The sequence below is a fragment of the Nisaea nitritireducens genome (genome assembly GCF_014904795.1).
GTDB classification, from domain to species: domain Bacteria; phylum Pseudomonadota; class Alphaproteobacteria; order Thalassobaculales; family Thalassobaculaceae; genus Nisaea; species Nisaea nitritireducens.
The window spans coordinates 23,951-49,080 of sequence record NZ_JACZFS010000064.1; the positions used below are offsets into that span (position 1 = coordinate 23,951).

The 25,130-nt window shown below is 62.1% G+C and carries 24 protein-coding genes; 15 read left to right on the plus strand and 9 right to left on the minus strand.

Going from position 1 to position 25,130, the window contains the following annotated elements; all coding sequences use genetic code 11:
• Positions 1 to 2 precede the first annotated feature (2 nt).
• From IG629_RS19895 to IG629_RS19920, 6 genes are all read right to left on the minus strand, one after another.
• Positions 3 to 1,124 (minus strand): ABC transporter permease, encoded by a 1,122-nt coding sequence (locus IG629_RS19895; protein ID WP_193173656.1) that lies wholly within the window; start codon positions 1,122 to 1,124, stop codon positions 3 to 5.
• A 4-nt stretch (positions 1,125 to 1,128) separates the two neighbouring features.
• The gene (gene rbbA, locus IG629_RS19900; RefSeq protein ID WP_193173657.1) at positions 1,129 to 3,864 is read right to left on the minus strand and encodes a ribosome-associated ATPase/putative transporter RbbA; all 2,736 of its coding nucleotides are present in this window, start codon (positions 3,862 to 3,864) and stop codon (positions 1,129 to 1,131) included.
• A complete protein-coding gene (locus IG629_RS19905; RefSeq protein ID WP_193173658.1) occupies positions 3,857 to 4,843 on the minus strand; it encodes an HlyD family secretion protein in 987 nt (328 codons plus the stop codon). Before IG629_RS19905 ends, rbbA begins: the two co-directional genes overlap by 8 nt.
• Positions 4,844 to 4,966: 123 nt before the next feature.
• On the minus strand, positions 4,967 to 5,923 hold the full coding sequence (locus IG629_RS19910; RefSeq protein ID WP_193173659.1) for an acetyl-CoA carboxylase carboxyltransferase subunit alpha: 957 nt from the start codon (positions 5,921 to 5,923) through the stop codon (positions 4,967 to 4,969).
• Between the two features lie 82 nt (positions 5,924 to 6,005).
• The gene (xerD, locus tag IG629_RS19915) at positions 6,006 to 6,926 is read right to left on the minus strand and encodes a site-specific tyrosine recombinase XerD (protein ID WP_193173660.1); all 921 of its coding nucleotides are present in this window, start codon (positions 6,924 to 6,926) and stop codon (positions 6,006 to 6,008) included.
• 4 nt (positions 6,927 to 6,930) lie between these two features.
• Positions 6,931 to 8,838 carry a hypothetical protein gene (locus IG629_RS19920; protein ID WP_193173661.1) on the minus strand — a complete coding sequence of 636 codons (1,908 nt, stop codon included), beginning with the start codon at positions 8,836 to 8,838 and terminating at the stop codon, positions 6,931 to 6,933.
• Positions 8,839 to 9,192: 354 nt separating this feature from the next.
• Between IG629_RS19920 and IG629_RS19925 the strand changes: the two genes are divergently transcribed.
• The 5 genes from IG629_RS19925 (at position 9,193) to IG629_RS19945 (ending at position 13,446) form a co-directional block, all read left to right on the plus strand.
• Complete coding sequence (locus tag IG629_RS19925; protein ID WP_193173662.1) at positions 9,193 to 9,774, plus strand: shikimate kinase; 582 nt, start codon at positions 9,193 to 9,195, stop codon at positions 9,772 to 9,774.
• Between the two features lie 39 nt (positions 9,775 to 9,813).
• Entirely contained in the window at positions 9,814 to 10,944 is a 1,131-nt protein-coding gene (aroB, locus tag IG629_RS19930; RefSeq protein WP_193173663.1) for a 3-dehydroquinate synthase, read from the plus strand.
• The gene (locus IG629_RS19935; protein WP_226886962.1) at positions 10,944 to 12,302 is read left to right on the plus strand and encodes an HlyC/CorC family transporter; all 1,359 of its coding nucleotides are present in this window, start codon (positions 10,944 to 10,946) and stop codon (positions 12,300 to 12,302) included. Before aroB ends, IG629_RS19935 begins: the two co-directional genes overlap by 1 nt.
• Before the next feature lie 48 nt (positions 12,303 to 12,350).
• On the plus strand, positions 12,351 to 12,800 hold the full coding sequence (locus IG629_RS19940) for a CBS domain-containing protein (protein ID WP_193173664.1): 450 nt from the start codon (positions 12,351 to 12,353) through the stop codon (positions 12,798 to 12,800).
• A 79-nt stretch (positions 12,801 to 12,879) separates the two neighbouring features.
• Positions 12,880 to 13,446 carry a DUF2889 domain-containing protein gene (locus tag IG629_RS19945; protein WP_193173665.1) on the plus strand — a complete coding sequence of 189 codons (567 nt, stop codon included), beginning with the start codon at positions 12,880 to 12,882 and terminating at the stop codon, positions 13,444 to 13,446.
• Here the strand turns inward: IG629_RS19945 and IG629_RS19950 are convergent.
• A complete protein-coding gene (locus IG629_RS19950; protein WP_193173666.1) occupies positions 13,428 to 13,760 on the minus strand; it encodes a ribbon-helix-helix domain-containing protein in 333 nt (110 codons plus the stop codon). The two genes, IG629_RS19945 and IG629_RS19950, sit on opposite strands and share 19 nt — an antisense overlap.
• 144 nt (positions 13,761 to 13,904) lie before the next feature.
• On the minus strand, positions 13,905 to 14,171 hold the full coding sequence (locus tag IG629_RS19955; protein ID WP_193173667.1) for a BolA family protein: 267 nt from the start codon (positions 14,169 to 14,171) through the stop codon (positions 13,905 to 13,907).
• Positions 14,172 to 14,288: 117 nt separating this feature from the next.
• Here IG629_RS19955 and IG629_RS19960 point away from each other — a divergent pair, with 117 nt between their 5' ends.
• From IG629_RS19960 to IG629_RS19985, 6 genes are all read left to right on the plus strand, one after another.
• A complete protein-coding gene (locus tag IG629_RS19960) occupies positions 14,289 to 14,867 on the plus strand; it encodes a J domain-containing protein (RefSeq protein ID WP_193173668.1) in 579 nt (192 codons plus the stop codon).
• A gap of 68 nt (positions 14,868 to 14,935) precedes the next feature.
• On the plus strand, positions 14,936 to 15,937 hold the full coding sequence (cobS, locus tag IG629_RS19965) for a cobaltochelatase subunit CobS (RefSeq protein WP_193173669.1): 1,002 nt from the start codon (positions 14,936 to 14,938) through the stop codon (positions 15,935 to 15,937).
• 24 nt (positions 15,938 to 15,961) lie between these two features.
• Entirely contained in the window at positions 15,962 to 17,833 is a 1,872-nt protein-coding gene (cobT, locus tag IG629_RS19970; protein WP_193173670.1) for a cobaltochelatase subunit CobT, read from the plus strand.
• A gap of 86 nt (positions 17,834 to 17,919) precedes the next feature.
• Positions 17,920 to 19,440 carry a bifunctional metallophosphatase/5'-nucleotidase gene (locus IG629_RS19975; protein ID WP_193173671.1) on the plus strand — a complete coding sequence of 507 codons (1,521 nt, stop codon included), beginning with the start codon at positions 17,920 to 17,922 and terminating at the stop codon, positions 19,438 to 19,440.
• A gap of 111 nt (positions 19,441 to 19,551) precedes the next feature.
• A complete protein-coding gene (locus tag IG629_RS19980) occupies positions 19,552 to 19,875 on the plus strand; it encodes an NIPSNAP family protein (protein WP_193173672.1) in 324 nt (107 codons plus the stop codon).
• Between the two features lie 126 nt (positions 19,876 to 20,001).
• Positions 20,002 to 20,442, plus strand: a complete 441-nt coding sequence (locus tag IG629_RS19985; RefSeq protein WP_193173673.1) for a dihydroneopterin aldolase — start codon at positions 20,002 to 20,004, stop codon at positions 20,440 to 20,442.
• Positions 20,443 to 20,520: 78 nt separating this feature from the next.
• Here IG629_RS19985 and IG629_RS19990 read toward each other — a convergent pair whose 3' ends face one another.
• The gene (locus IG629_RS19990; protein WP_193173674.1) at positions 20,521 to 21,366 is read right to left on the minus strand and encodes a branched-chain amino acid aminotransferase; all 846 of its coding nucleotides are present in this window, start codon (positions 21,364 to 21,366) and stop codon (positions 20,521 to 20,523) included.
• Between the two features lie 163 nt (positions 21,367 to 21,529).
• Here IG629_RS19990 and IG629_RS19995 point away from each other — a divergent pair, with 163 nt between their 5' ends.
• From IG629_RS19995 to IG629_RS20010, 4 genes are read left to right on the plus strand one after another with little or no spacing between them, the layout of a single operon-like run.
• Positions 21,530 to 21,895, plus strand: a complete 366-nt coding sequence (locus IG629_RS19995) for a DUF952 domain-containing protein (protein ID WP_193173675.1) — start codon at positions 21,530 to 21,532, stop codon at positions 21,893 to 21,895.
• Between the two features lie 6 nt (positions 21,896 to 21,901).
• The gene (locus tag IG629_RS20000; RefSeq protein ID WP_193173676.1) at positions 21,902 to 22,969 is read left to right on the plus strand and encodes a quinone-dependent dihydroorotate dehydrogenase; all 1,068 of its coding nucleotides are present in this window, start codon (positions 21,902 to 21,904) and stop codon (positions 22,967 to 22,969) included.
• 15 nt (positions 22,970 to 22,984) lie between these two features.
• Complete coding sequence (locus tag IG629_RS20005) at positions 22,985 to 24,208, plus strand: EAL domain-containing protein (RefSeq protein WP_193173677.1); 1,224 nt, start codon at positions 22,985 to 22,987, stop codon at positions 24,206 to 24,208.
• Positions 24,209 to 24,267: 59 nt separating this feature from the next.
• Complete coding sequence (locus tag IG629_RS20010) at positions 24,268 to 25,125, plus strand: TIGR01459 family HAD-type hydrolase (protein ID WP_193173678.1); 858 nt, start codon at positions 24,268 to 24,270, stop codon at positions 25,123 to 25,125.
• The last annotated feature ends 5 nt before the right edge of the window (positions 25,126 to 25,130 follow it).

Consider the following 25,130-nt stretch of genomic DNA (forward strand, 5'->3'; position numbering starts at 1 on the left):
CTTTAGCGTGTACCCATCGCGATACGGAAGCGCGACAGGGCCATCATGAAAAAGAGGCAGCCGGTCACGAACATGATGGCCAGTTCAGGCCAGATCAGGGTGATCGGCGCGTCCCGGTAGATCACGGCTTGCGAGAACCGGACGAAATGCGTCGCGGGTGACAGCTGCATGATCCATTGCAGGGTCTTCGGCATACTCTCCAGCGGAGTCTGGCTTCCCGACAGCAAGTGCAGCACGACAATCACCGGGATAGAAAGCAAGGCAAACTGGGGCATTGACCGGGTGAAGGTCGATAACATCACGCCCAGTGCCGTGACCGAGAACAGGAATACCGAGGCGCCGAGAGCGAAAAGGGGTATCGATCCTGTCAGCGGCACACCAAGACCCCGGTGCACGACGAGCTCCAGCGAGAGCAGCGCGGCGGTGACAATGACGAGGCCGTTCGCCCAGATTTTCGAGATCATGATCTCAACCGCCGTCACAGGCATGACCAGCAGATGTTCGATCGTGCCATGCTCCCGTTCGCGGATCACGGCGGCGCCGGACAGGATGACGGCCATGACGATGATGTTGTTCACCACCTCCATCACGGCATTGAACCAGACGGCTTCGAGGTTCGGGTTGTACTTGACCCTGATCTGCAGGGCGGCTGCCGCATCTGCTTCCGGCTCGGCCCGGCTGGTGAAGCGGGCGACCTCCTGCTCGACAATCGAGGTGATATAGCCGGCGCCGTTACCGGCGATGGTCATGGCAGTGGCATCGACATTGAGCTGGACTGCCGGAAGCCGTCCCCGCTGGACATCCAGTTCGAAATTCGCCGGGATATCGAGCACGAACGTGTAGGTGCCACTGTCGAGCCCCTTGTCGACATCGGCGATATCGATGATGACAGGCGGCTTGAAATAGGGCGGCAGGAATGCGCCCCTGAGGCGGTGCGAAAGCACACTGTCATCCTCATCGACGATAGCGATTGCCGCATCCCGGAGCTCGGTCTCTACACCGTCTGCGACCGTGTAGACGCTGACGCTGAAGGTATAGATGATCAGTCCCATCAGCACCGGATCGCGGGCCAGGCTGTAGATCTCCTTGATACCAAGGCGGAGGATGATCAGCAGGGCGCGCATGGTATCAGCGATCCTGTTTCGGCAGGGCGACAGAGGAGATCGCCCAGTAGGCCACGCAGAAGATGGCGAGCATGGCGAGGTTCGGTGCCAGATCGGCGACCGGCAGGCCCTTGTTGAAAACGCCGGAACTGATTTTCTGGAAATAAGAGGAGGGGAAAGCCTCGCCGAGGATCCGGCCGGCGGTGTCCAGGGTCGCGACCGGGTGCAGCATGCCGGAGAAGTTGATGGTCGGGACCAGAACGATGATCGCTGTTCCGAAGACGGCGGCGACCTGCGACGTGGCCACGGTCGAGGCCAGGAGGCCGAAGCCTGTGGCGGCGGTGGCGTAGAGCACCGCGCCGGCCAGCAGAACAAGCACGCTCGATTTCGGCGCCAGATCGAACAGCAGGAACATCATCAGCATCATCGTGCAGAAGCTGATCAGGGCGATGCCGATATAGGGGAGCTGCTTGCCGACCAGAAATTCGAAGCGGCTTGCCGGCGAGGCATAGAGGTTTGTGATGGAGCCAAGCTCCTTTTCCCGGACGATGCCGAGCGCCGTCAGCATGGAGGGGATCATCATCATGAGCATCATCAGCACGCCCGGCGGGATTGCCTGCTGCGACGTGAAGCCCTGATTGTAACGGAACCTGACCTCGATATCGGTGGCCTGTTGTGTTGTCGTATCCGTCCCGTTCAGGGCCGCGAATTCCGACAGGAAGGAGCTGAAGGCGCCTTCCACGTAACCGCGGGACGTCTCGGCGCGGCTGGTATTGGCGCCATCCAGCCAGGCGGAGACTTCCGGCTGTCGTCCGGCAACAAGGTCGCGCCCGAAGCCGGGTGGCAGGACGAGGGCGAGGCTGATCTCTCCCCTCTGCATGCGCCGGTCCAGATCAACGGTATCCCGCAGTTCCGGTGCAGCGCTGAAATAGCGCGAGCCTTCGAATTGGCGCAGGACCATCCGGCTCTCATGGCTGCGGTCCTGATCCAGGGCCGCATAGCGCATGTCCTCGACGTCGAAGGAAATCCCGTAGCCCATCGACAGCATCAGGATAAGGGGGCCGAAAATGGCAAAGGCAAGCCGGATCGGGTCTCGGCTCAGCTCGTAGGTCTCACGCCGGGCAACGGCCCAGAGCCGTGCCGGAGAGAACAGAGCCGGGACCATGTCTTCTGCGTTGGTGTTTTCAAGACCTATGGCCGGTTCCTCGACCGGTGGCGCGCCGTCCTTCGCCGCCAGCTCGAGATGGTCGATGAAGGTTTCTTCCAGCGTCTCCCGGCCGGACTCCGCCACCAGTTCGTCAGGCGGTCCCATTGCCAGCACCCGGCCGGCATGCATCAGCGAGATACGGTCGCAGCGCTCGGCCTCGTTCATGAAATGGGTGGAGATGAAGATCGTTACGCCATCCTCGCGGGAGAGTTCGGTCAGCAGGTTCCAGAACCCGTCCCGGGCCACCGGATCGACGCCGCTGGTCGGCTCGTCCAGAATCAGCATTTCCGGTCTGTGCAACACGGCCACGGCAAGCTGCAGGCGCTGGCGAATGCCGAGCGGCAGGGCGTTCGGCCGCTTGTTCATGACCGCCGCCAGGCCGAACCGGTCGGCCAACTCCGCGACCCGCTCCGTCTTCCTGCTCCCCGTGATCTGGAACAGGTCGGCATGCAGGTCGAGGTTCTGGTGCACGGTCAACTCGCCATAGAGCGAAAAGGACTGGGACATGTACCCGACCCTGCGGCGCATCTCCATGCCGTCGCTCTCTATGCGCTTGCCGAAGATCCGGGCCTCGCCCTCCGTGGGCGTCAGCAGGCCGGTCAGCATCTTCATGGTCGTCGTCTTGCCACAGCCGTTCGAGCCCAGAAATCCGAAGATCTCGCCGCGCTCAATGCGGAAGTCGACATGATCAACGGCGGTGAAATCGCCGAATTGCATGATCAGTCCGGCAGCCTCGATTGCGGGAGCTTCGCCGCTCTGGCCCACATTTTCCGGCTTCGGGCGCGGGATGAAACCGGTCCCGGAATTCTCAGGAAGCAGGGCAAGGAAGGCGTCTTCCAAGCTGTCGGCACCGGCCTGCTCCTTCAGCTCTTCCGCGGTTCCTTCGGCCAGGATGGTGCCGTCATGCATGGCGATCAGATGCTCGAACCGCTCGGCCTCGGACATGTAGGCGGTGGCGGTGACGATCGTCATCCAGGGACGCCGCCCCTGGATGCGCGCGATCAGGTCCCAGAACTGGCGGCGGGAAAGGGGATCGACGCCGGTGGTCGGCTCGTCGAGGATCAGCAGGTCCGGATCGTGCACAAGGGCGCAGCAAAGTGCCAGTTTCTGCTTCATCCCGCCGGACAGTTTGGCTGCCGGCCGGTCACGGAAGGGGGCAAGGCCGGTGGCCTGCAACAGCTCATTCGCCCGCTGCTGTCGCTCCGCCTCGGGCTGATCGTAAAGCCGGGCGAAGAAGTCGATATTCTCGGCGATGGAAAGTGTGGGGTAGAGGTTCTTGCCAAGGCCTTGCGGCATGTAGGCGATGCGGCCGCAGACCCGGCGCCGGTGACCCTTGCGCCGGAGGTCGCCGCCAAGCGCCTCCACCGTCCCGGACTGGATGCGTTTGGTGCCCGACAGCAAGGCAAGCAGGGTGGATTTGCCGACCCCGTCCGGGCCGATCACGGCAACGGTCGATCCGGACGGAATCTCAAGATCGATCTCCCGCAGCGCGTCCGTTCGCCCATACCGGTGGGAGACTCCCGAAAAACGTATGGGGAGAGCGGCGTCAGTCATTGCGCGGAGGCAGCTTGACGGCAAATTCCTCCGGCCAGGGCATGTCGGGGGCCGTCCGGACAATGGCCACGCCCGGAATGCCGGCCTTCACAAGGCGCTCATACCCTTCAAGTATATCCGCCGGGATCGTCACCTTGACGCGGAACATCAGCTTGTCCCGCTCGCTCTCGGTTTCCACGTAGCGCGGTGTGAACTGCGCTTCCGAGGCGACAAAGGTGACCGTGGCCGGGACGACATATTCCGGGGCCGCGTCGAAAATCAGCCGGGCCTCCGCTCCGTAGGCGAGCCGTCCGGCATCGCGTGTCGGCAGATAGACCGTCATGTAGACCCGCTTCAGATCCAGCATGGTCGCGATCTTGCCGCCGGCCCCGACCACTTCGCCGGGTTCCGCCAGCCGGTACTGGATGCGTCCGGCGACCGGTACGGTAATGTCATATTCCTTGAGATCGGCGCGAATGCGCTCAACCGTCGCTTCGCGGGCTGCGATTGCCGCCTCCGCCCGGGCGATGCCTGCTTGCGCGGAGATGACGGCTGCGGCGGCCGTGGCGCGCTGGCTGCGCCGGCGATCCACAGTCTCGCCGCTGGCGAAACCGCGCTCTCCGAGGGTTTCAGACCGTTGCATTTCCTGGTCGGCCAGAACCAGCTCGCTTTTCCTTTGTGCGAGGAGCGCACGGGCTTCGTTCAGCGCCTCCCTGGCTTGCAGGACGGCGGCTTCCGCTTCCTTGAGCTGGGCTTCGATTTCCGCTGAATCCAGACGCGCGAGGGGCTGTCCCTCGGACACCATCTCGCCTTCGGTCACCAGTACGTCACGGATCCGGCCGGAAAACTTGCTGGCGATATCGACCCGTTCGGCTTCAAGCCGGCCGTTGGCGCGGGCGAAGCCTTCCGGCGGACCGCTCTCGCGCTCGCTATACCAGTAGAATCCCCCAGCGGTGGCCGCGAGCATTAGAATTATCAGAATGGTGCGGTAACCGAGCATTCCGCTGCTCCCTCGATCGGTGCCGGCATTGTCCGGATCAATGTAGGGGACATAACACCTGACGCAAAAAAGGGAATTGTGTCAGATCAATTCAAGTCACGCACGGGATGGAAAACGGGCTGGTCAGGCGAGGCCCTTCTTGCCCATGTCGAGGAATTTACGGCGGCGGTCGGCTTTCAGCTTGCCGCCTTCCGTGCCGACGAGCGTCCGGAGATTAGCTTCCACGGCGTCGCCGAGGGCGTCGAGAGCGGTTTCCTGGTTGCGGTGAGCCGCACCGAGGGGCTCCCGCACGATCTCGTCGATCACGCCGAGTTTCAGCAGATCCTCGGAGGTCAGCTTCAGCGCCTCGGCCGCATCGCGGGCATGGTCCCCGTCGCGCCACAGGATGGAGGCGCAGCCTTCCGGAGAGATCACGGAATAGACCGCATGTTCCAGCATCAGCACCCGGTTGGCCGCAGCCAGTGCAACGGCGCCGCCGGATCCGCCTTCACCAACGATGGAGGCAATGATTGGAACCTGGAGTGAGAGACAGGCGTCGATGGAGCGGGCGATAGCCTCGGCCTGGCCGCGCTCCTCGGCACCGACGCCGGGATAGGCACCGGCAGTGTCGACGAATGTCAGCACCGGCAGCTTGAACCGGTCGGCCATTTCCATCAGGCGGCGCGCCTTGCGGTAGCCTTCCGGCTTCGCCATGCCGAAATTATGCGCGATGCGCTCTTCCGTCGTGCCGCCCTTCTCGTTGCCGATGACAACGGCTGAGAAACCGCGGAAACGGCCGATGCCGCCGATGATCGCCTTGTCCTCGCCGAAAGAGCGGTCCCCCGCGAGGGGCGTGAAGTCCTCGACCAGATGGGCCAGCACCTGCTTGAAATGCGGGCGGTCAGGGTGCCTGGCAACCTGGACTTTCTGCCATGGTGTCAGCTTTTGATAGGACTGCTTCAGCTGACGCTCGACCTTGGCCTGCAACTTGCCCACTTCGTCGGCGATGTTGATATCGCCCTCTGAAGAGAGGTGACGCAGTTCCTCGATCTTGCCTTCAAGATCGGCAATCGGCTTTTCGAAATCCAGAAAGACGCGCATATCCGTCGAATCACTATGTTGGGAAGCGCGGAACCATACTCGCCTGGGCCTTCGGATACAACGTCTGGATTGCCGTGACCGGTCAGCTTTTGTTGCCGGACTTTGCCAGGGGATGATGTTCGGTCACCAGTGCTTTCAGGCGTTCCGTGAGGACATGGGTGTAGATCTGCGTGGTTGATATATCCGCGTGCCCCAGCATTTGCTGAACGCTACGCAGGTCGGCGCCGTGATCCAGAAGGTGAGTCGCAAAAGCGTGCCTGAGGACATGCGGGGAAACGGTTGCCGGGCGCAGGCCGCATTCGATGGCGAGCTCTTTCAGGAGTTGCCCCATGCGGCGGCGTGTCAGATGGCCCTCGCTGCTGCGTGACGGAAACAGATATGGCGACGTCGCGCCCTCGGGCAGAAAGCTGTGTCTTGCGTCCTTGTATGCTGCGATAGCGTCCCGTGCGGCCTCGGTCAGGGGCACCATGCGTTCCTTGCCGCCCTTGCCGCGGACGATCAGCACACGCGGGTCGCGGGCGACGGAAGCAATGGGCAGGGCAACCAGTTCCGAGACCCGGAGACCGCTGGCATAGAGAATCTCCAGCAGGCATGTCAGGCGCAACCCGTCGCCACCATCCCTGTTGCGGGCGGCGGCGAGCAACAGATCCACTTCCGTTTCGCTCAGGATCTTCGGCAAGGGACGGCCTTGCCTGGGGCTGTCGATGGCGGTGGAGGGATCGTCGGTCCGATCGCCCTCGCTATAGAGGAAGCGGTAGAACTGCCGGATCGCGGAGAGCCGCCGTGCCGCCGTGCGCGGGGCCATGCCGGCAGCTTCGAGCTTTTCCAGATAAGCCCGGATGTCGTCGCTCGCAGCATTGCCGAGTGTCTGGCGCCGCTTTGTCAGACTGGCCGCGAAGTCCCGCAGGTCGCGCTTGTAGGCGTCGACCGTATTGCCGGACGCACCGCGCTCGGCAATCAGCATTTCAAGAAAGCGTTCGATGGAGCCGCTATCCGGGCTCATCGGCTCACTCGCCAGAGGAAGTCGGTGCCGGCGCGCTGGATGCTGCCAGATAGATGTCCAGCGCGAGGCGGTAGGCGTCTTTTTCCAATCCGAGGTCGGAGAGGGCACGGACGCTCTCGGTAAGAGTACCGGCATCATAGTCCAGCAGGTCGGCGCCGGAGAGCGAAAGCACTGTCAGCAAGGCGCCTTCGCCGAGCCGGCCGTTTCTGGCCGCGTCGCGACGGGCCCAGAGCAGGGCCGGCGGCGGCGATTTCGTATCTTTCGGCGTGGCTTGGTCGATCAGGCCGCGCCAGACCGTGCCGGGGGTTTCCGCTCCGGTCGCCTCCAGCAATCCGAACAGCAGCGTTGCACGCGCCGGAGCGTTTTCCGGAGCGATGTTGCGGATGCCCCGCCACCATTCCCGGAGGAAATTCTTCTCAAGCGGGACATCTTCGCCGGCTGAAAGGCGGGACATGATGACGGCATCGCGCCAGGCCGTTGCCTGCTCCGGGCCAAGTCGTGCCTCGCGGCCCGCCATTTCCAGCCAGGGCATGGCGGCTTCGTCCATGTTGGCGGCGATGAAGGCGGACGCCGCGTCGGCAGCGAACCAGGCATAGGGAGAGGTGGTCGGAATCTCCTGGATCAACGGCGCATAAAGCCGTGCCGTCGCACCGTATCGGCCCTCGCCGCGGCCAAGATTAAGCGCCTGCTGGATTGCCTGGGCCCGGGCCAATGGCAGGGTCTGGCTCGCAATTGCCCGGAAGAGCAAGGCGCGGCCGTTCGCGCTCGGGTCGGCAGCGGCGGCGGTCAGCGCGTTCTGCATTTGCGACGGGTCGATATCGACCAGCTCATACAGCGCAATCAGCTCGCTCCGGTCCACAAGACCAAGCTGCTCGCCGCGCTCGGCCAGACGCAGCCGGTCTTCGAAGCGTAACGCCTTGAAGGATGTCAGGACCGGAATCAGGGAGGGCGGAACCGCATCAGGGTCCGGCATGGCGGGAGCGATCCCGGCAACCCGCATCATGGCGATGTCCAGTGGCCGGAGTTGTGCGGCCTCCGGCATCTGCGGAATGTCGGAGGTGGTGCCGCTAACGGCGCGCATCAGGGCGATGTAGCGCGCGTCCTGATCGCCAAGTTCCAGCAACAGACGGAGATTGAATTCGACACTTTCCCACTCGTCGGCGAGTGCCTGGCAAAAGGTTCCGGCCTTCTGCCAGTAGCGGTCTTCCGGCACGGACAGCATGGCATCTCGGGCAATGGCGCAGCTTGTGCCGGTATCACCGGTCAGGAAACCGGCATCCGTCTTGAGCCGGGCGCGCATCGCCGGGGACAAGGTCGTTTCCTCATCGGCGGTCGGGGCAAGTTCCAGCAGCCGGATGTAATCCGGCCATGCTCCAAGCCGTTCGAGAGCGTCGATACGGGCTTTGACGACGCTGGTCCGGTCCGTCGGGTCCGCCGCCTGCGGAATAGAGGCCGGGCTCAGCAGAATGCGCAGCATCAGGGCGCGCAAGGAGGAGGTTGCCGGTGCTTCGCCGACCAGGGCCAGCATGCGCTGGATCGTGCTGCGGGGCGTGCCGTCCCACATGGAGGCCGGCAGGGCCGATTCGTCACTGCCTATCGTCCCGACACTCTCTCGCGAGACAGTGTCCAGGGTATTGACCGAGATGCCGGCCTTGGCTTTCGCCGCACCGCTGTTCGCCGGGGGCTGTCCGGGTGCTGCCTCGACGGGGCCGGTGTCGCTATCTGTGACAGCGGGCGTGCCGGCGGCCGGCGGGAGCAGCGGTTTCGGCGCGCCAAGGGATGGCAACAACGGCTTGGGAGCGCCCTGGGCCAGTGTGTCCCGCGCCGAAAAAGGCAGGGACAGAGCCAGCATCAGGACGCAAAAACCGGCGCGCCGCTGCCAGGTCCGGCCGTTAGCGGGGGAATTGATCATTGGGGAGGACCTGTTCGATCTGGCTGGTCGGAGCCGGGATGTCCCACGTGGACAGGAATGCAAAGCCGCCGCCAAAGAACAGTGCTATGACGATAACGACCCAGAGCGTCAATTTCATGCTGCGGACCCATGAATTACAGTTTCACGCGACACTGGTCCTGCCGACCCGTGCGTAACGTCCCCAATGCGTTTGCAACGCCATATTGGGAAAGTTATGCTACCGGCGGAATATGACGCGTTTGCGGCAGCATACCGACCGCATCCAGTGAGTTCAACGAGGGAGAGAAAAGGAGAGGTGCCGGATTTGACTGGAAACGCTACCTGCGTCTCGTCCGGAGCCAGAACCTGCTTCCCATGGTGAATCATCCTGATCCGGCGGACACGCCTCTGCCTTACCCGAAAAGTATCGTTCTGGTCGGCCTGATGGGGGCCGGAAAGAGCAGTGTCGGGCGCCGCCTGGCGCAACGACTCGACATGCATTTTGTCGATGCGGATCGGGAAATCGAAGACGCGGCCGGCTGCACGATCACTGAATTTTTTGAACGTTTTGGCGAGGAAGAGTTCCGCCGCGGCGAGCAAAGGGTGATCCAGCGCATCCTGAGCGGGCCGCCTGTCGTGCTGGCAACCGGCGGCGGCGCCTTCATGGCGGAGGAGACCCGTGCGGCCATCGCCGAGAACGCGGTGTCTCTCTGGTTAAAGGCCGATATTGACGTTCTGTTCGAGCGTGTCAGCCGGCGCCAGGGCCGCCCATTGCTGGCGCAGAAAGATCCGAAGGCGGTCCTCGAGAAACTGATGGCGGACCGTTATCCCGTTTATGAGAAAGCCGATCTCTGGATCGAATCGCGCCGGGGTCCGCTCGAAGCAACGGTCGATCGGGCCTATGACGTCCTCATGAACTATTTTGACGATGCGCGTAAAACCGTTCCGGCCGAATGAGCCGCATGACGGAAGCGGTATTTTGAAACAGGGAAAACCATGACGACGATCCAGACGGTTTCCGTCGGCCTCGGCGAACGCAGCTACGATATCCGTGTCGGACCCGGGCTGATCGAGAATGCTGGTGATGAGATCAAGCCCCTGATCCGGGGAAGCAAGGTATTCGTCATCACCGATTCGACTGTTTCCGGATATTGGCTCGACCCGCTTACTCGGTCTCTGGGCGCGGCGGGTATCGCGGTGACGACCATCGCCGTTGCGCCGGGCGAGTCTTCCAAGAGCTTTGCCGATTTCGAGCATGTCTGCAGTCGCATGCTGGAAGACGGCGTCGATCGCCGGACGGCCGTGATTGCGCTCGGTGGCGGCGTGGTCGGAGACCTTGCCGGCTATTGCGCAGCGTCCGTCATGCGCGGCCTCGATTTCATCCAGATCCCGACGACGCTGCTGGCACAGGTCGACAGTTCGGTCGGCGGCAAGACCGGGATCAACACGCCGCAGGGAAAGAATTTGGTCGGCGCGTTCCACCAGCCGCGGCTGGTGCTGGCCGACACCGGGACGCTCGACACCCTGCCGAAGCGCGAAGTGCTGGCGGGCTACGCGGAGGTCGTCAAATACGGCCTGATCCGGGATGCGGCGTTTTTCGAGTGGCTTGAGCAGCATGGCGCGGGTGTGATTGCCGGCGACGAGGCTGCGCGGATTTCCGCGATTGTCGAGAGCTGCAAGGCAAAGGCCACAGTGGTCGCTGCGGACGAGCGGGAAGCCGGGCTGCGCGAATTACTGAATTTCGGCCATACGTTCGGCCACGCCCTTGAGGCCGCGGCCGGGTTCGACGGCACGTTGCTGCACGGCGAGGCGGTATCGGTCGGCATGATCCAGGCACTGGAGCTCTCGCGCCGCCTCGGCCTTTGCGCGGGCCAGGATACGGAGCGCGCGCGTGCCCATCTCGGTGCCATGGGACTGATGGCACGTGTGGCGGATATTCCCGGCGCGGCGCGCTGGAGCGCGGAGGAGTTGCTAGCCTCGATGCGCCGGGACAAGAAAGCGCATGACGGAACCATCCGCTTTGTTCTGGCACGGGGTATAGGCGAGGCCTTCACCAGCGATGATGTCGCGCCGGATATTGTTCGGAGCATGCTGGAAGAAGATCTTTCGGCGGCGGCGAGCGTCTGATGGACGAAGAGTTCATGGAACTAATGGACGTTGAACTGTTGCTGACGATCGGAGGCATTTTGCTGCTGATCGTGCTGTCGGCATTTTTCTCCGGATCGGAAACAGGCCTGACGGGCTCCTCCTATGCCCGGATGCACCAATTGGATCGGAAGGGGGACCAGCGGGCAGCTCGCGTTCTCGCGCTGCGAGAGCATAGCGAGACCATGATCGGCGCCATCCTGATCGGGAACAACATCACCAACATCCTGGGCTCAGTGCTGGCAACAACTGTGTTTCTGCAGTTTTTCGGCGAGCATGGCGTGGTCTACGCGACGCTGGTCATGACGGTCGTGGTCGTGATCTTCGCCGAAGTCCTGCCGAAAACATACGCGCTGAATAATTCAGACCGGGTGGCGCTTGCCGTCGCCCCGCTGATCAACGCCATTGTCATTGTCCTGAGCCCGATCGCGAAGATTGTGCGGGGCATCGTCCGTCTGATCCTGTCCATGTTCGGTATCAGTATCTCCGAAGAATTCGGTCATTCCGAGCAGGAAGAGGAGTTGCGCGGCCTGATCGAACTGCACGGCCATAAGGTCGAGGTGGACGAGGAAGAGGTCCGCGAGGAGCGGGCCATGCTGCGCTCAATCCTCGATCTGAGCGAGGTCTGGGTCGAGGAGATCATGACCCACCGGCGCCAGGTCGAAATGCTGGATGCGGACGACACGGTCGAAGACATCATCTCGCAGATCATGAAAAGCCCCTACACGCGGTTGCCCTTGTTCAAGGGAGACCATGAAGAGATTATCGGCGTTATCCATGCAAAGGCGGTTCTCCGCGCGGTAAAGGGACTGGGCGGTGAGGAGCTGGAGCAGCTCGATATGCGGGAGGTTGCGTCGGACCCCTGGTTCATTCCGACCACCACCACCCTGCTCGACCAGTTGCAGGCCTTCCGCGCCAGGCGTGAGCACTTCGCACTCGTGGTCGATGAATACGGGGCTTTCCAGGGCATCGTGACCCTTGAGGATATCATCGAGGAAATTGTCGGCGAGATCAGCGACGAGCACGATGTCGCTGTTGCCGGTGTGCGGCCGCAGGCGGACGGATCGTATGTCATCGACGGTACTGTAACGATCAGGGACCTCAATCGGGAGTTTGACTGGAACCTGCCGGATGATGAGGCCTCGACCGTCGCCGGGCTGATCCTGCATGAGGCCAGAACAATCCCGAATGTGGCGCAGGAGTTCGTTTTTTATGGTTTCCGGTTCAAGATTTTGCGCCGGCATCGCAACCAGATCACATTGTTGCGGGTCTCTCGGGTAACCCCGGCGGAAACCGAAAATGAAACTGTTGAAACGACCCGGCTCCCAGATGCCTCGTGATTTGGTATAATCTTTTCCGATAAATAAAAACTTATCAGGGAGAATGCCATGGCCAGACACATCGTGCCGGATGTGGTGAGTAAACAGGACCTCTCGTCACTGTCCCCCAAGGAAACAGTTCTGACGGCCGCCAAACTGATGGCGAACCGCAAGATCGGTGCACTTCTCATTCTTGAGGGAGATACGTTGGTCGGGATTCTCTCGGAACGGGATATCGCTGGCCGCCTGGTAGCAGAGGAGAAAGCTCCGGGTGGAACGCTGATCGAGGCGATCATGACCCCGAAGCCCGAAACCATCGGCCCCAAGGCCTCTGTGATGGACGCGCTGCAGCGCATGCAGGAGGGCGGCTTCCGCCACCTGCCTGTCGAAGAGGATGGAAAAATCATCGGCATGGTCTCGATTCGGGACATTTATGCCGCTGTCCGCGAGGATCTGGAAGAGGCGGTTCTGGAACGCGAAGCCTTCATCTCGGGCTCGGGAATGGCTGGTCTTCCCTGAGTGCAATGCTGCCGGGAATTGACTTCGGCGCGGTCCGGAATGATTTTTGCTGCAAAGCAAGATCATTCCGGAGAGATCAATGCCCCTGTCCAACCCGGCGCCGCGCCGGAAAGTCCATACGCGCCGCGTCACCTGCGAGGGCTTTCGACGTGATGACGGCCATCTCGACATCGAGGGGCACATCACGGATGTAAAGACCTACGAGGTTCCGAACCAATTCAGGAACGGCATTCCGGCAGGCGAACCGATCCACGACATGTCGATCCGGCTGACTGTCGATGACGATCTCACCATTCTTGCGGTCGAAGCGATCACCGACGCCGGGCCGTTTGCAATCTGTCCGAACATCACGGTGAATTTCCAGCGCCTGGAAGGCATCCGGATCGGGCCCGGCTGGCGCAGGAAGGTGATTTCCGCGCTTGGCGGTGCCGAAGGGTGTACGCATCTGGTCGAGTTGCTCTGGCCGATGGCTACCACCGCTTACCAGACGCTTTATGGCGAAAGCGCCCGCAAACGGCGGGAAAGCGGAGAGGAAGAGCCGAAGCGGACGGGCCGTCCGCCACTCCTGAATTCCTGCCACGCCTTCGGGGAAAGTAGCCCGGTCGTCAAGGAAATCTGGCCTGAATTCTACAAGGCTCCAGTATAGCGGTTGTTATAGGGCGTGTTGCGGAATTCCTCCGTCTGGCGGAACACCTTGTTCATGATCGACCGCTCCGGCTCCAGAGACGCATCGCGCTCCAGGCTAACGGCCAGGATTCGAAAGTAACCAAGGATGAAGACCCGCGTCGCCGAGGTGAGGGACGTGTTCACCCTGTGCTGGTTCACGATTCCGCAGATCTGATGAATGGTGAGTTTTTCCCGTGCAGCGATCTGGGAGAGGGCGTTCCACATGGCCGGTTCCAGCCGCATGCTGGTCCGATGGCCATCGACCAATACGTTCTTACTTAAGAGAGTTGACACCGTTCTATCCGCAAACGTTCTGTCCCAGCCGGATCTCGGCAGATTAAAGTCTGATGTATCAGTGTATGCAAATCGTACGCAACCAAAAAACGATTTTTTATTTTCAAAACCCCTTTTAATTGCATTTTAACTATTTTGGCCGGCTCACTCCTGCGGGGCTTTTGCCCGGATCGACAAGGCGTGGACACGGTCCGCCAATTCCGCCGCGAGGACCTCGTGCACCATACGCTGGCGGTCGACACGGGATTTTCCGGAGAACGCGGCGGATGTGATCTCGACATTGAAATGCGTTTCCCCGCCCTCGCGCCACCCGCCGTGGCCCTGATGTTTCTGCGAGTCGTCGATGACCGCGAGATGCTCCGGCGCGAACGCGGACGTTAATTTGGCTTTGATCGTCTCAGTGACGGACATTAACTTGTCTCCCTGTATGTCCCCTTTCCGGGGACTATCTGGTTTGTATGGCGGGAACAGAACCGCATTTTCGACGTCTGGCACAAGCTGGACCAGCGACATTTTGGAATCCTCGGTATGCGGAAGGCGCAGAGCGAATCCCTGAAGATCGACACGTACGGTACCGAACCCGGGTTCCGTCGATGCGATGCGCCCGGATGCACATCCGTCGGCGAGCACCGTGCACCGAAGGGCCGCAGCGCCCTGTCGGACTATTACTGGTTCTGCCTCGATCATGTCCGACAATACAATAAGCAGTGGAACTACTACGAAGGCGCATCCGCCGAGGAGCTTGAACAGGAGATCCGGCGCTCGACGACCTGGGACCGGCCGACCTGGCCGCTCGGGACCGCCGCCGCATATCGCAAGTTTGTTGCCGGCGAATACAAAGACCCGTTCGGTGCGCTCAATGGTGACGAGGACATGGAGGCCGCGTCCGGTTCAGGTCCCGTGCGTCCGGGCAGCGAAACGGCGGAGGGAAAAGCTTTCGCTATCATGGGGTTGGCTCCACCGGTCACCGCGCTGGAGTTGAAATCCCGCTACAAGCAGCTTGTGAAAAAACACCATCCCGACGCGAATGGCGGGAACAAAGAGGCCGAAGAACGGTTGAAAATCATCAACGAGGCCTATACGACTTTGAAAAAGTTTCTAACTTGAAGGCATGGGAGCCCCGCTACGGGCGCTCCCGCACCGGATAGTCACCCACATCATTTGGGAATAGGGCCATGTCGGCAGCACATGTTTACGAGCGCAAGCCTGCGCACAATATCGAAGCCCCGGACACGGAGGTCTCGGTCCGCGAGACCTTTGGCATCGATGTCGATATGAAGGTTCCGGCCTTCAGCGAGGCGAGCGACTATGTTCCGACGCTGGACCCGACCTATCTGTTCGACAAGCAGACCACCCTCGCCATTCTGGCCGGTTTCGCGCACAACCGCCGGGTCATGATCCAGGGCTATCACGGCACCGGTAAGTCGACCCATATCGAGCAGGTCGCGGCGCGCCTGAACTGGCCGTGTGTTCGGGTGAACCTCGACAGCCATATCAGCCGTATCGATCTGATCGGCAAGGACGCAATCGTCCTGCGCGATGGCAAGCAGGTCACCGAATTCCGCGAAGGCATCCTGCCCTGGGCACTGCAGAACAGCGTGGCGCTGGTGTTCGACGAGTACGATGCCGGCCGGGCCGACGTGATGTTCGTGATCCAGCGCGTGCTGGAAGCCGACGGCAAGATGACCCTGCTGGACACCAACAAGGTGATCCATCCGAACAAGTATTTCCGTCTCTTCGCCACCGCCAACACGGTTGGTCTCGGCGATACCACGGGCCTCTATCACGGCACGCAGCAGATCAACCAGGGTCAGATGGACCGCTGGAACGTGGTCACCACGCTGAACTACCTGCCGCATGACCGCGAGGTGGATATCGTTTTGGCGAAGCTGCCGACCTACGACACGCCGGAAGGCCGCGAGACGATTTCCAACATGGTCTCGTTGGCGGATCTCACCCGGGCCGGTTTCATCGCCGGTGACATCTCCACCGTGATGTCGCCGCGGACCGTGATCACCTGGGCCGAGAACGCGACCATCTTCCAGGATGTGGCGATGGCGTTCCGCCTGACCTTCCTGAACAAGTGCGACGAGGTCGAGCGGGCCACGGTTTCCGAATTCTATCAGCGTTGTTTCGGAGCCGACCTGCCGGAGACCAGCATCCGCGCGGCGGAATAGAGAAAGCGGCGCGGACAGGACCTGATGGCATCGATGGCGGACGACGACCGGCTTGAGGATTTCAAGCGCGCGACAGCATCCTGCGTGCGGGCAATGGCCCACGAGAAGGAGCTTGAGGTCACCTATGGCGCGGATCAGGCCAGTGCTTCGGGTGACCGGGTGCGGCTGCCGTCCCCGCCACGCGGGCTTCCGGAAGAGGACGTCGCTCGGGTCCGTGGCGAGGCGGACAGCCTTGCCCTGAAGCTTCGCTTCCATGATGCGGCGACCCATGCCAGGCGGCAGCCGTCCGGTCAGGCCGCGCTGGAAATTTTCGATGCGGCCGAACAGGCCCGGGTCGAGGCGCTCGGCGCCATGCGGATGTCCGGCGTTGCCCAGAACCTCGAAGCGGCGATGGAGCAGCGTTACCAGAAGCAAGGTCTGGAAGGCGTTACCGACAAGGACGAGGTTGCCCTCGCCGAGGTGGTCCGGCTGATGGCCCGTGAGGCGATCACGGGCGCTCCGCCGCCGGAATGCGCGCAGGGCGCTGTCGATCTATGGCGTCCCTGGGTCAACTCGAAGATCGGCGACACGCTCTCTGAGCTGTCCAGCCATCTTGAAGACCAGGAAGCCTATGCCGAGCTGTCCCGTCAGCTGATCAGCGAACTTGAGCTGGAGATCGGCGACGAGGGCATGACCGACGAGTCGAATTCGGACTCCGAGGCCGAGGATGACGGCGGCGAGGGTGAGGAGCTGAATGACAGCGGCACCCAAGGCACCGCGGAAGACAGCACCTCCTCCGAAATGGTCCCGTCCGATATGGATTCCGGCGACGAGGCCGGCGAAGGTGAAGACAGCGAGGACGGTGATTTCGAGCCCGGCGAGGGTGACGAGCAGCCTGCCAATCCAGGCACGCCTCCGCAAATGCAGAATGCTGATGACAGCAACCGCCTGCTGAAAGCCTATCACGCCTACACGACCGAGTATGACGAAGTCGTCATGGCGAGCGAGCTTTGCGATGCCGAAGAGCTGGCGCGCCTGCGCGCCCTGCTTGACCAGCAACTCAGTCATCTTCAGGGCATGATCGGACGGCTCGCCAACCGGATGCAGCGCAAGTTGATGGCGAAGCAGAACCGGTCGTGGCAGTTCGATCTCGAGGAAGGCATCCTCGATGCCGCACGGCTTTCCCGTGTGGTGGTGCAGCCGGACAGTTCGCTTTCCTACAAGCTGGAAAAGGATACGGATTTCCGGGATACGGTCGTCACACTGCTGATCGATAATTCCGGCTCCATGCGCGGCCGGCCGATCTCGATCGCGGCCATGAGCGCTGATATTCTCTCTCGCACGCTTGAGCGTTGTGGCGTGAAGGTCGAAGTTCTCGGCTTCACGACCAAGGCCTGGAAAGGCGGTATGTCGCGGGAGAACTGGATCCAGGGCGGTAAGCCGGTCAATCCGGGTCGCCTGAACGATCTTCGACACATCGTCTACAAGCCGGCGGATGCGCCGTGGCGCCATGCCCGCAAGTCGCTCGGTCTGATGCTGCGCGAGGGCATCCTGAAGGAAAATATCGACGGCGAGGCCCTGCTCTGGGCGCACCAGCGTCTGCTGGGGCGGCCGGAAGAACGCCGCATCCTGATGGTGATTTCCGACGGCGCGCCGGTCGACGATTCCACGCTTTCCGTCAATCCGGGGAACTATCTGGAGCGCCATCTGCGCGAGGTCATCCAGTATATCGAGAACAAGTCCCCGGTTGAGCTGGTCGCCATCGGCATCGGGCACGACGTGACGCGCTATTACCGCCGCGCGGTGACAATCGTGGATGCCGAGCAACTCGGCGGGACCATGATGGACCAGCTCACCAATCTTTTCGACGAGGATACGCCGCGGAACCGCCGTGCGGAGATGCGCCGCTCCGCCTAGCGGAATAGCTGAGGCTTTTCACTGTGGTAGGTGAAATTTCCCGTAAAACAGGCTAGTCTTTAGCTGGTCTTTTACGGAGAGAAGCCATGCGCGCCACGCTCCACACGATTTTCTGGCTCACGCTATTCGCTATTTGCGGGGCGCCGGCAGGTGCGGAGCCACTCCGTCTGTCGATTGTCCACGTGAACGACTGGGACCGGCTCGATGCCAGGGACGGGGCGGGCGGAGCCGCGAAGATCGCCAGCATTGCGCGCTACGAGCGTGACCGTGTCGAGGCCGAAGGCGGACAGGTGCTGCTAACCTTCGGCGGTGACATGCTCTCGCCTTCCCTGCTGTCCGGCTTCGACAAGGGCGCGCATATGGTCGCGCTGGCCAACGCCATCGGTTTCGATGCGGCAGTTCTCGGCAATCATGAATTCGATTTCGGCCCGGACGTTCTGATCCAGCGTCTGAAGGAAGCCAAGTATCCGGTCCTCGGCAGCAATGTCTCCTACAAGGGAAAGCCCGGATTTCCCGGTGCCGAGCGCTCGCGCATGGTCACGGCGGGAGAATACAAGATCGGGCTGCTCGGTCTGACCACGACCGATACGCCGAGCCTTTCAAGCTCCGGTCCCGATGTCGGCTTCGCGCCGCTCGCGGAGACAGCAAAAGAGGTCGTGGCCAATCTGCGCGAGGACGGCGCGGATCTAGTCATCGCCCTGACCCACGCGGTTTATCAGAGCGATCTGGAGACACTGCGCCAGGTGGCGGGGATCGACATCGTGCTCGGCGGTCACGATCATCTGGTGCTGGTGCTCTACGACGGAAAGCAGGCCATTCTGAAGTCCGGCAGCCAGGGCAACTTTGTCGGGATCATGGACCTTACCATCGACAGGGTCGAGGGGCGCAACGGGCCAAAACTCGTCTGGCAACCGAGTTTCTCGATGATCAATACGATCGACGTTGAGCCGGACCCCACTCTTGAGGGAAAGGTTGCCGCCTACAGCTCCAAACTTGACCGGGAACTTGCTGTCGAAGTCGGTGTGACCGAGGTTGCGCTCGATACCCGCCGGGCTTCCGTGCGAACGGCGGAGAACGTTTTCGGCAACCTGATCGCCGATGCGATGAGGGCCGCGACAGGTGCCGACGCGGCGATCACAAACGGTGGCGGGATACGCGGCGATACCAGTTATGAGGCGGGCCGCACGCTGACCCGGAAGGATGTGCTGACGGAATTGCCCTTCGGCAACCGGACGGTAACCATGCAGCTCAAGGGATCGGATTTGCATGCGGCCCTGGAGAACGGGGTCTCGCAGGTAGAGAAGGGGGCAGGCCGTTTCCCGCACGTTTCCGGCATCAGCTTCGCCTTTGACGGACGCAAGCCCGCCGGCTCCCGGGTGTCGGAGGTGAAGGTTGCAGATACGCCGCTCGATCTCGGCAGGATCTATGTGGTCGCGACCAACGATTTCATCGCCAGGGGAGGTGACGGATACGCCGCCTTCACAAAAGGAGAGATCGTCGTCGATGCGAGTTCGGCACGCCTGATGGCGAGTCAGGTCATCGACTATGTCCAGAAGAGCGGCGGCGTCAAAGTCACGATTGAAGGGCGGGTGCGCCGGCTGGACTGATGTCTCCGGACTGTCTCCCCACCGTCGCGCGTCTCGTTCCGTCTCGGCGCTGGAGGGTGTGCGTCTCAGCGCCTATGCTGCAGCCGGACTTTGGATTTTTGGGAGGATTCCATGCTGCTCGACGTGCGTACTTACACCTGCCGCCCCGGTGCCATCAAAAAACATCTCGAGATTTACGAGAAATACGGCAAGGCGCCGCAGACCAAGCATCTGGGTCAGCCGCTTGCCTATATGGTCACCGAGACCGGCAACCCGAACCAGTATATCCATATCTGGGTTTACGAGAGTGCCGGTGACCGCGAAGCCAAGCGCGCTGCCATGTGGGCCGATCCGGATTGGCTGACATACACCAAGCACAGTGCGGAATTCGGCGGCCTTGTGGAACAGCAGAACATTCTGATGAAGCCGGTCGACTTCTTCGACATCAAGACCTGACATTGCGTCGCCCTGATCCAGCCGCTCTGTCGGAAATTGCAGTTTCGTGACGGATTTCGGATGTTCGCGGAGCGTGTGATGCGATACGCATGGCGGCTGGATCGGGATGAATGAAGGGAACGGCCCGTGGCAAGAGACCTGATTGGCGATAATGTGACGCCGCTGGATGTGGTGCGCGATGCCGCCGCGAATGCCAAGCCCCGCCCGGGCTATACGGTGCGTATCCGCGACCTCGTGCTCAACATGTTCATTGGCGTGCATGAGTTCGAAAAGGCAGACCCGCAAAGGGTCAAGATCTCGGTCGAGCTGACGCTGGATTATCCGGAAGAGGGCATCGGCAGCCATTACAGCCGGGTGTTCTGCTACGAGACTTTCATTGGCCGTATCCGCATGATCGCCGAAGCGGGGCATGTCCTGCTGGTGGAAGGCTTCGCGGAACGGATCTGCGAGCTCGCTTTCGACGACCGCCGGGTGCTGGCGGTAAAGGTCGAGGTGGAGAAACTCGATATCTTTAAGGATGTCGGTGGCGTCGGTACCCTGATCGAAAAATTCCGCCCGGAAAGCTGAAGCGGTAGCGCTCGTCGTCAGAGCGGAACTCGCCAGCCCGTTTCAACCGGGCTGACGGATGCTTTCGTCAGGCAGTGCCTAGAGAGCCGCGTTCTTTTTCGCGAAACCCCAGTACAACTCGCGGCAGCGGGCGGCCAACGGGCCCGGCTGCATCTCGCGGTCCTCGAACCGGGATACCGGGGTAACCTTGGCATGGTTGCCGGTGGACCAGAGCTCATCTGCTTCCCGCAGGTCCTTCGGGGTGACGGTCGCTTCCTCAACGGTCACGCCATCCTCACGCAACAGCTTGATGATGCGCTGGCGGGTAATGCCGTTCAGGAAGGTTCCGTTAGGCACCGGCGTTCTCACCACGCCGTCCTTCGCCATGAAGACGTTGGAGGTGGCGAATTCGGCCACGTTGCCGACCGGGTCCAGCATGATGGCATTATCGAACCCGGCTTCGTTTGCTTCGCGCAGGGCCCGACCGGCATTCGGATAAAGGCAGGCGGCCTTGGCATCGGTCGGCGCCTGATCCGGGGCCGCACGGCGCCGGCTGGAGATATGGGCGGAAAAGCCCTTCGGCTCCGGCAGTGGCGATTCGAAGATATGCAGCATGAAGCGCGTGGTTGCCGGGTCCGGATAGATCCAGCCATCCTCGGCCCACATCAACGGCTTGATATAGAGCGCGGTGTCGGCCGGAAACTTGGCGATGCCCTCGCGGGCCAGCCGTTCGATTTCCTCGGCGCTGACCGGGGACTTCATGCCCATCTTCTCGGCCGAAGCGCAGGCGCGCTGGCAGTGCCGGTCAAGGTCGGGCGCGGTTCCCTCGAAGGACCGGGCGCCGTCGAAAATCACCGACCCGAGCCAGGTGGCCAGGGTGGCCGGGCCGAGAACCGGCGGGTTGCCTTCTTGCCATTCGCCATCGAGATACGTCAGCGATTTCATTGGAATGCTCCAGATTTGATTTTTAGGCTTGGCGGGGGTCAACGGACGCGCCCCGGTTTTCGGCAGCTTAGCCCGGCCCTCCGGGCAATGCCAATGATGCAATTGTCCCGAAAGGCAGCGGAACAATTTGAGATTGGAAGGGCGCGCGGCTACTCTCCCGGCCATGACACAACAAGACACATTCCGGTGGATTTACCACCTTTCGCGCCGGGCCGACTGGGATCGCGCCAAGGCAGCCGGTTCCTACGAAGGCTCACGTGAGGACACAGCCGACGGCTTTCTGCATTTCTCGACGGCTCTCCAGGTCGCGGCGAGTGCGGCCAAGCATCGCAGTGGAGAGAGCGATCTCGTGCTGCTGGAGGTCGACAGCGCCGCTCTCGGCGAGGTCCTGAAGTGGGAGCCGGCCCGAGGCGGTGAGTTGTTCCCGCATCTCTACGGTGCTTTGCCAGCCAGTGCTGTCGCTGCCGAATTCGACTTGCCGTTGGGCGAGGACGGTCTGCATGTCTTTCCGGCCATGAAGGCGGAATAGACGGATATGCTGGCTGATCTTGCTCTTCCGCTGCTGCGTTGCCTCGATCCGGAGACAGCGCACCGTCTCACTATCCGCGCCCTGTCCGCCGGTCTCGGTCCGTCCACAGGCGGCTGGGTGCCTGACGCGCGTCTGAAGCAGTCCCTTTTCGGTCTGAAGTTTCCTCATCCGGTCGGCATCGCGGCCGGGTTCGACAAGGATGCGGAAGCCTTCGCCGGTGCCTTGAAGCTCGGCGCCGCCTTCGTCGAGGTCGGCACCATGACGCCGCGCGCGCAGCCGGGCAATCCACGCCCGCGCCTGTTCCGCCTGCCGGAGGATGGCGCCGTCATCAACCGCAACGGCTTCAACAACAGCGGCCTGGAAGCAGGAGCGGCCCGGCTTGCGCGTCGGGACCGGACGCAGGGCATCGTCGGTGCGAATGTCGGTGCCAACAAGGGTGTGGAGACGCCGGAGAGCGACTATGCGGCGGGCGTCCGGGCCACGGCGCCGCTGGCGGACTACATCACCATCAACGTTTCCTCGCCTAACACGCCCGGCCTGCGGGACCTGCAGGCGCCGGAGCCGTTGCGCGAGTTGCTGAGAGCGGCGAAAGCCGCCCGGTCGGAAGTCTCTGGCGAAGCAGGACCGGCAATCCTGCTGAAGATCGCGCCCGACCTGGACGATGCGCAGCTTGAAGGGATCGTCGGTGTTGTGCTGGAGGAAGGGATCGACGGGATGATCGTCTCCAACACCACCATCGCCCGCCCTGACAGCCTCAAGGGGGCCAGCAAGGGGGAGATGGGAGGTTTGAGCGGAATGCCCTTGTTCGCGCCGTCGACTGCTGTTTTGGCGAAGACCTATCGGCTGACCGGCGGGAAGCTCCCGCTGATCGGTGTCGGCGGCATCGATTCGGGGGCGGCGGCCTATACCAAAATCAAGGCCGGTGCCTCTCTCGTTCAGCTCTACACCGCTTTGATATATAAAGGACCCGGTCTCGTTTGCCGCATTGCCGAGGAGCTTGGCACGCTGCTTGAAAGAGACGGATGTTCCTCCGTTACGGAGGCTGTCGGCGTGGAGGCTGGGGCCACGCCCTGAACCGGAAAGGGGATCGTGCCGTTGCGTCACGTCCTGATCGTTAGCTTCTATCTGTTTCCCGCCATCGCGATTGCGGTGCTGGCGCCGGTCATTCCGTTCGTCGGCCTGCCGGGATGGGGGGCGGGGCTGCTCCTGCTGACCGTTGGGAGCCTTGTGCATATGGGGATGTCGGTGAAGGCGTCCCGGGAATCCTCGGAACGTCAGCTGGAAGTGCTGGCGCACGAGTTGGCCGTCACGCGGCATGATCTGGATGCCGCGCGTGAGGAAGTCTCCGCCATCCGGGAGACCATAGAAGCCATGCCGGATAGCGGGCATGTGGTGTCCGAGCTGAAGGTTCTGCAGGGCCTGTTGGGGCAACTTTCCGCGAAGGCGCCGGATAAGCCCAAGGCGAAGCCTGCGGCTGCCGCCGCGAAACAAAAAGTGGAAGACGATGCCGGGCTGCCCGCTGTTGCCGCCGCATCGGGGGCGAGCGAGCCGCTGCTGCTGATCGACGACGACGAGGTGTTGAGCATCGTCGAGCAGGCGCTCCGGGAAGACCGGGTCGATCTCTATCTGCAGCCGATCGTCAGCCTGCCTCAGCGCAAGCGGCAGTTCTACGAATGCTTCTCCCGTATCGTCGACGATCGCGGCCGGGTCATCATGCCGGAGCAATATATCCCGCTGGCTGAATCCGCCGGGCTCGTCGCCGTCATCGACAATATGCTGCTGTTCCGCTGCATCCAGCTGGTGCGCCGGGCCGTGCGCGGGCAGCCGGAGCTGGCTTTCTTCTGCAACATCTCCGACAGCTCGTTGACGGATGTCGATTTCTTCACCGACTTCATTGAATTCCTGAGCGACAATCAGAAGCTGACGCCGAACCTGCTGTTCGAATTCGAGCAGGAAGCGATTGTCAATCCGACCTACGAGACCCAGGTCAATCTGCAGCGCCTGCAGGATCTTGGCTTCCATTTCTCGCTCGATCAGGTGCGCACGCTGGATCTCGACCTGCCGCATCTGGCGGATCTCGGCTTCAAGTACATCAAGGTCGGGGCGCATATGCTGCATGAGCTCGCCCGCGGAGACGACCCCCAGCTCGACATGGGCCGGTTCAAGGGTGCGCTCGACCGATGCGCCATGGATCTGGTTGTCGAGAAGATCGAGTCCGAGGACATGTTGCGCGATCTGCTTGATCTTAAGATCGACTTTGGTCAGGGCTATCTCTTCGGGGAGCCCCGGCCAACAACTGCCCCCGCCAAATGAGGTTGCGGCTCCGTGCCGCGAGCCCACTCTGTAATTCTTCTCACGCCCGGAGTTTGGGAATGACCACGCCTTTGTCCGCCTTCGCCGAGATTGCCGACCGGTATGACGGCTTCATCTTCGATGTTTGGGGCACGCTCTATGATGGCGGGAGCGCTTTCCCCGGGGCTCTTGATGCAGTCGGGGCGCTGGCCGGCATGGGCAAGAAATTGCTGGTCCTGTCCAACTCTCCGCGCATTCCGGAGGTCGTCGGTGGGCGCCTGGCGGGCATTGGGTTCGATCTTGCCTGGTTCACAGAGATCGTCACCTCCGGCGGCATGGTCGCGGATATTGTCGGCGGCCGGCGCGATGCGGAAGCGGCGGCGCTTGGCAGGCGGGTTCTGTGGCTCGGTCAAAGCCGGTTTCCGGATACGGTGCCGGCCGGCTCGTTCACCGTGGTCGAGAGCGTCGAGGATGCGGACTGGATCCTCAATGCGGGGCCGGAAGGCCCGGAATCCCGTCTGGAGGATTATGAAAGCCGACTATCGGACTCCAGGGCGCGCGATCTGCCGATGATCTGTGCCAATCCCGACAAGAATGTTGTGCATGGCGGCGTGCGGCAGATCTGTGCCGGTGCGATGGCGGAGCGGTATGAGGAAATGGGCGGCACGGTCCGCTATTTCGGCAAGCCCTACCCGGAGATCTTCACCCGGTGTCTTGACCGTATGGGTCTCCCGGCGGAGCAGGTTCTTGTCGTCGGCGACAATCTGGAGACGGACATCCTCGGCGCCAACCGGACGGGCATCGACAGCCTGTTGCTGGGCTGCGGTATCCACGCCGCCGCACTCGCGGAGAACGGCGGCGTGAATGACCAATTCGATATGCTGACATCGGCCCACGGCGCACACCCGACATATTTCTCGGACGCACTTGCCTGGTGACGGAG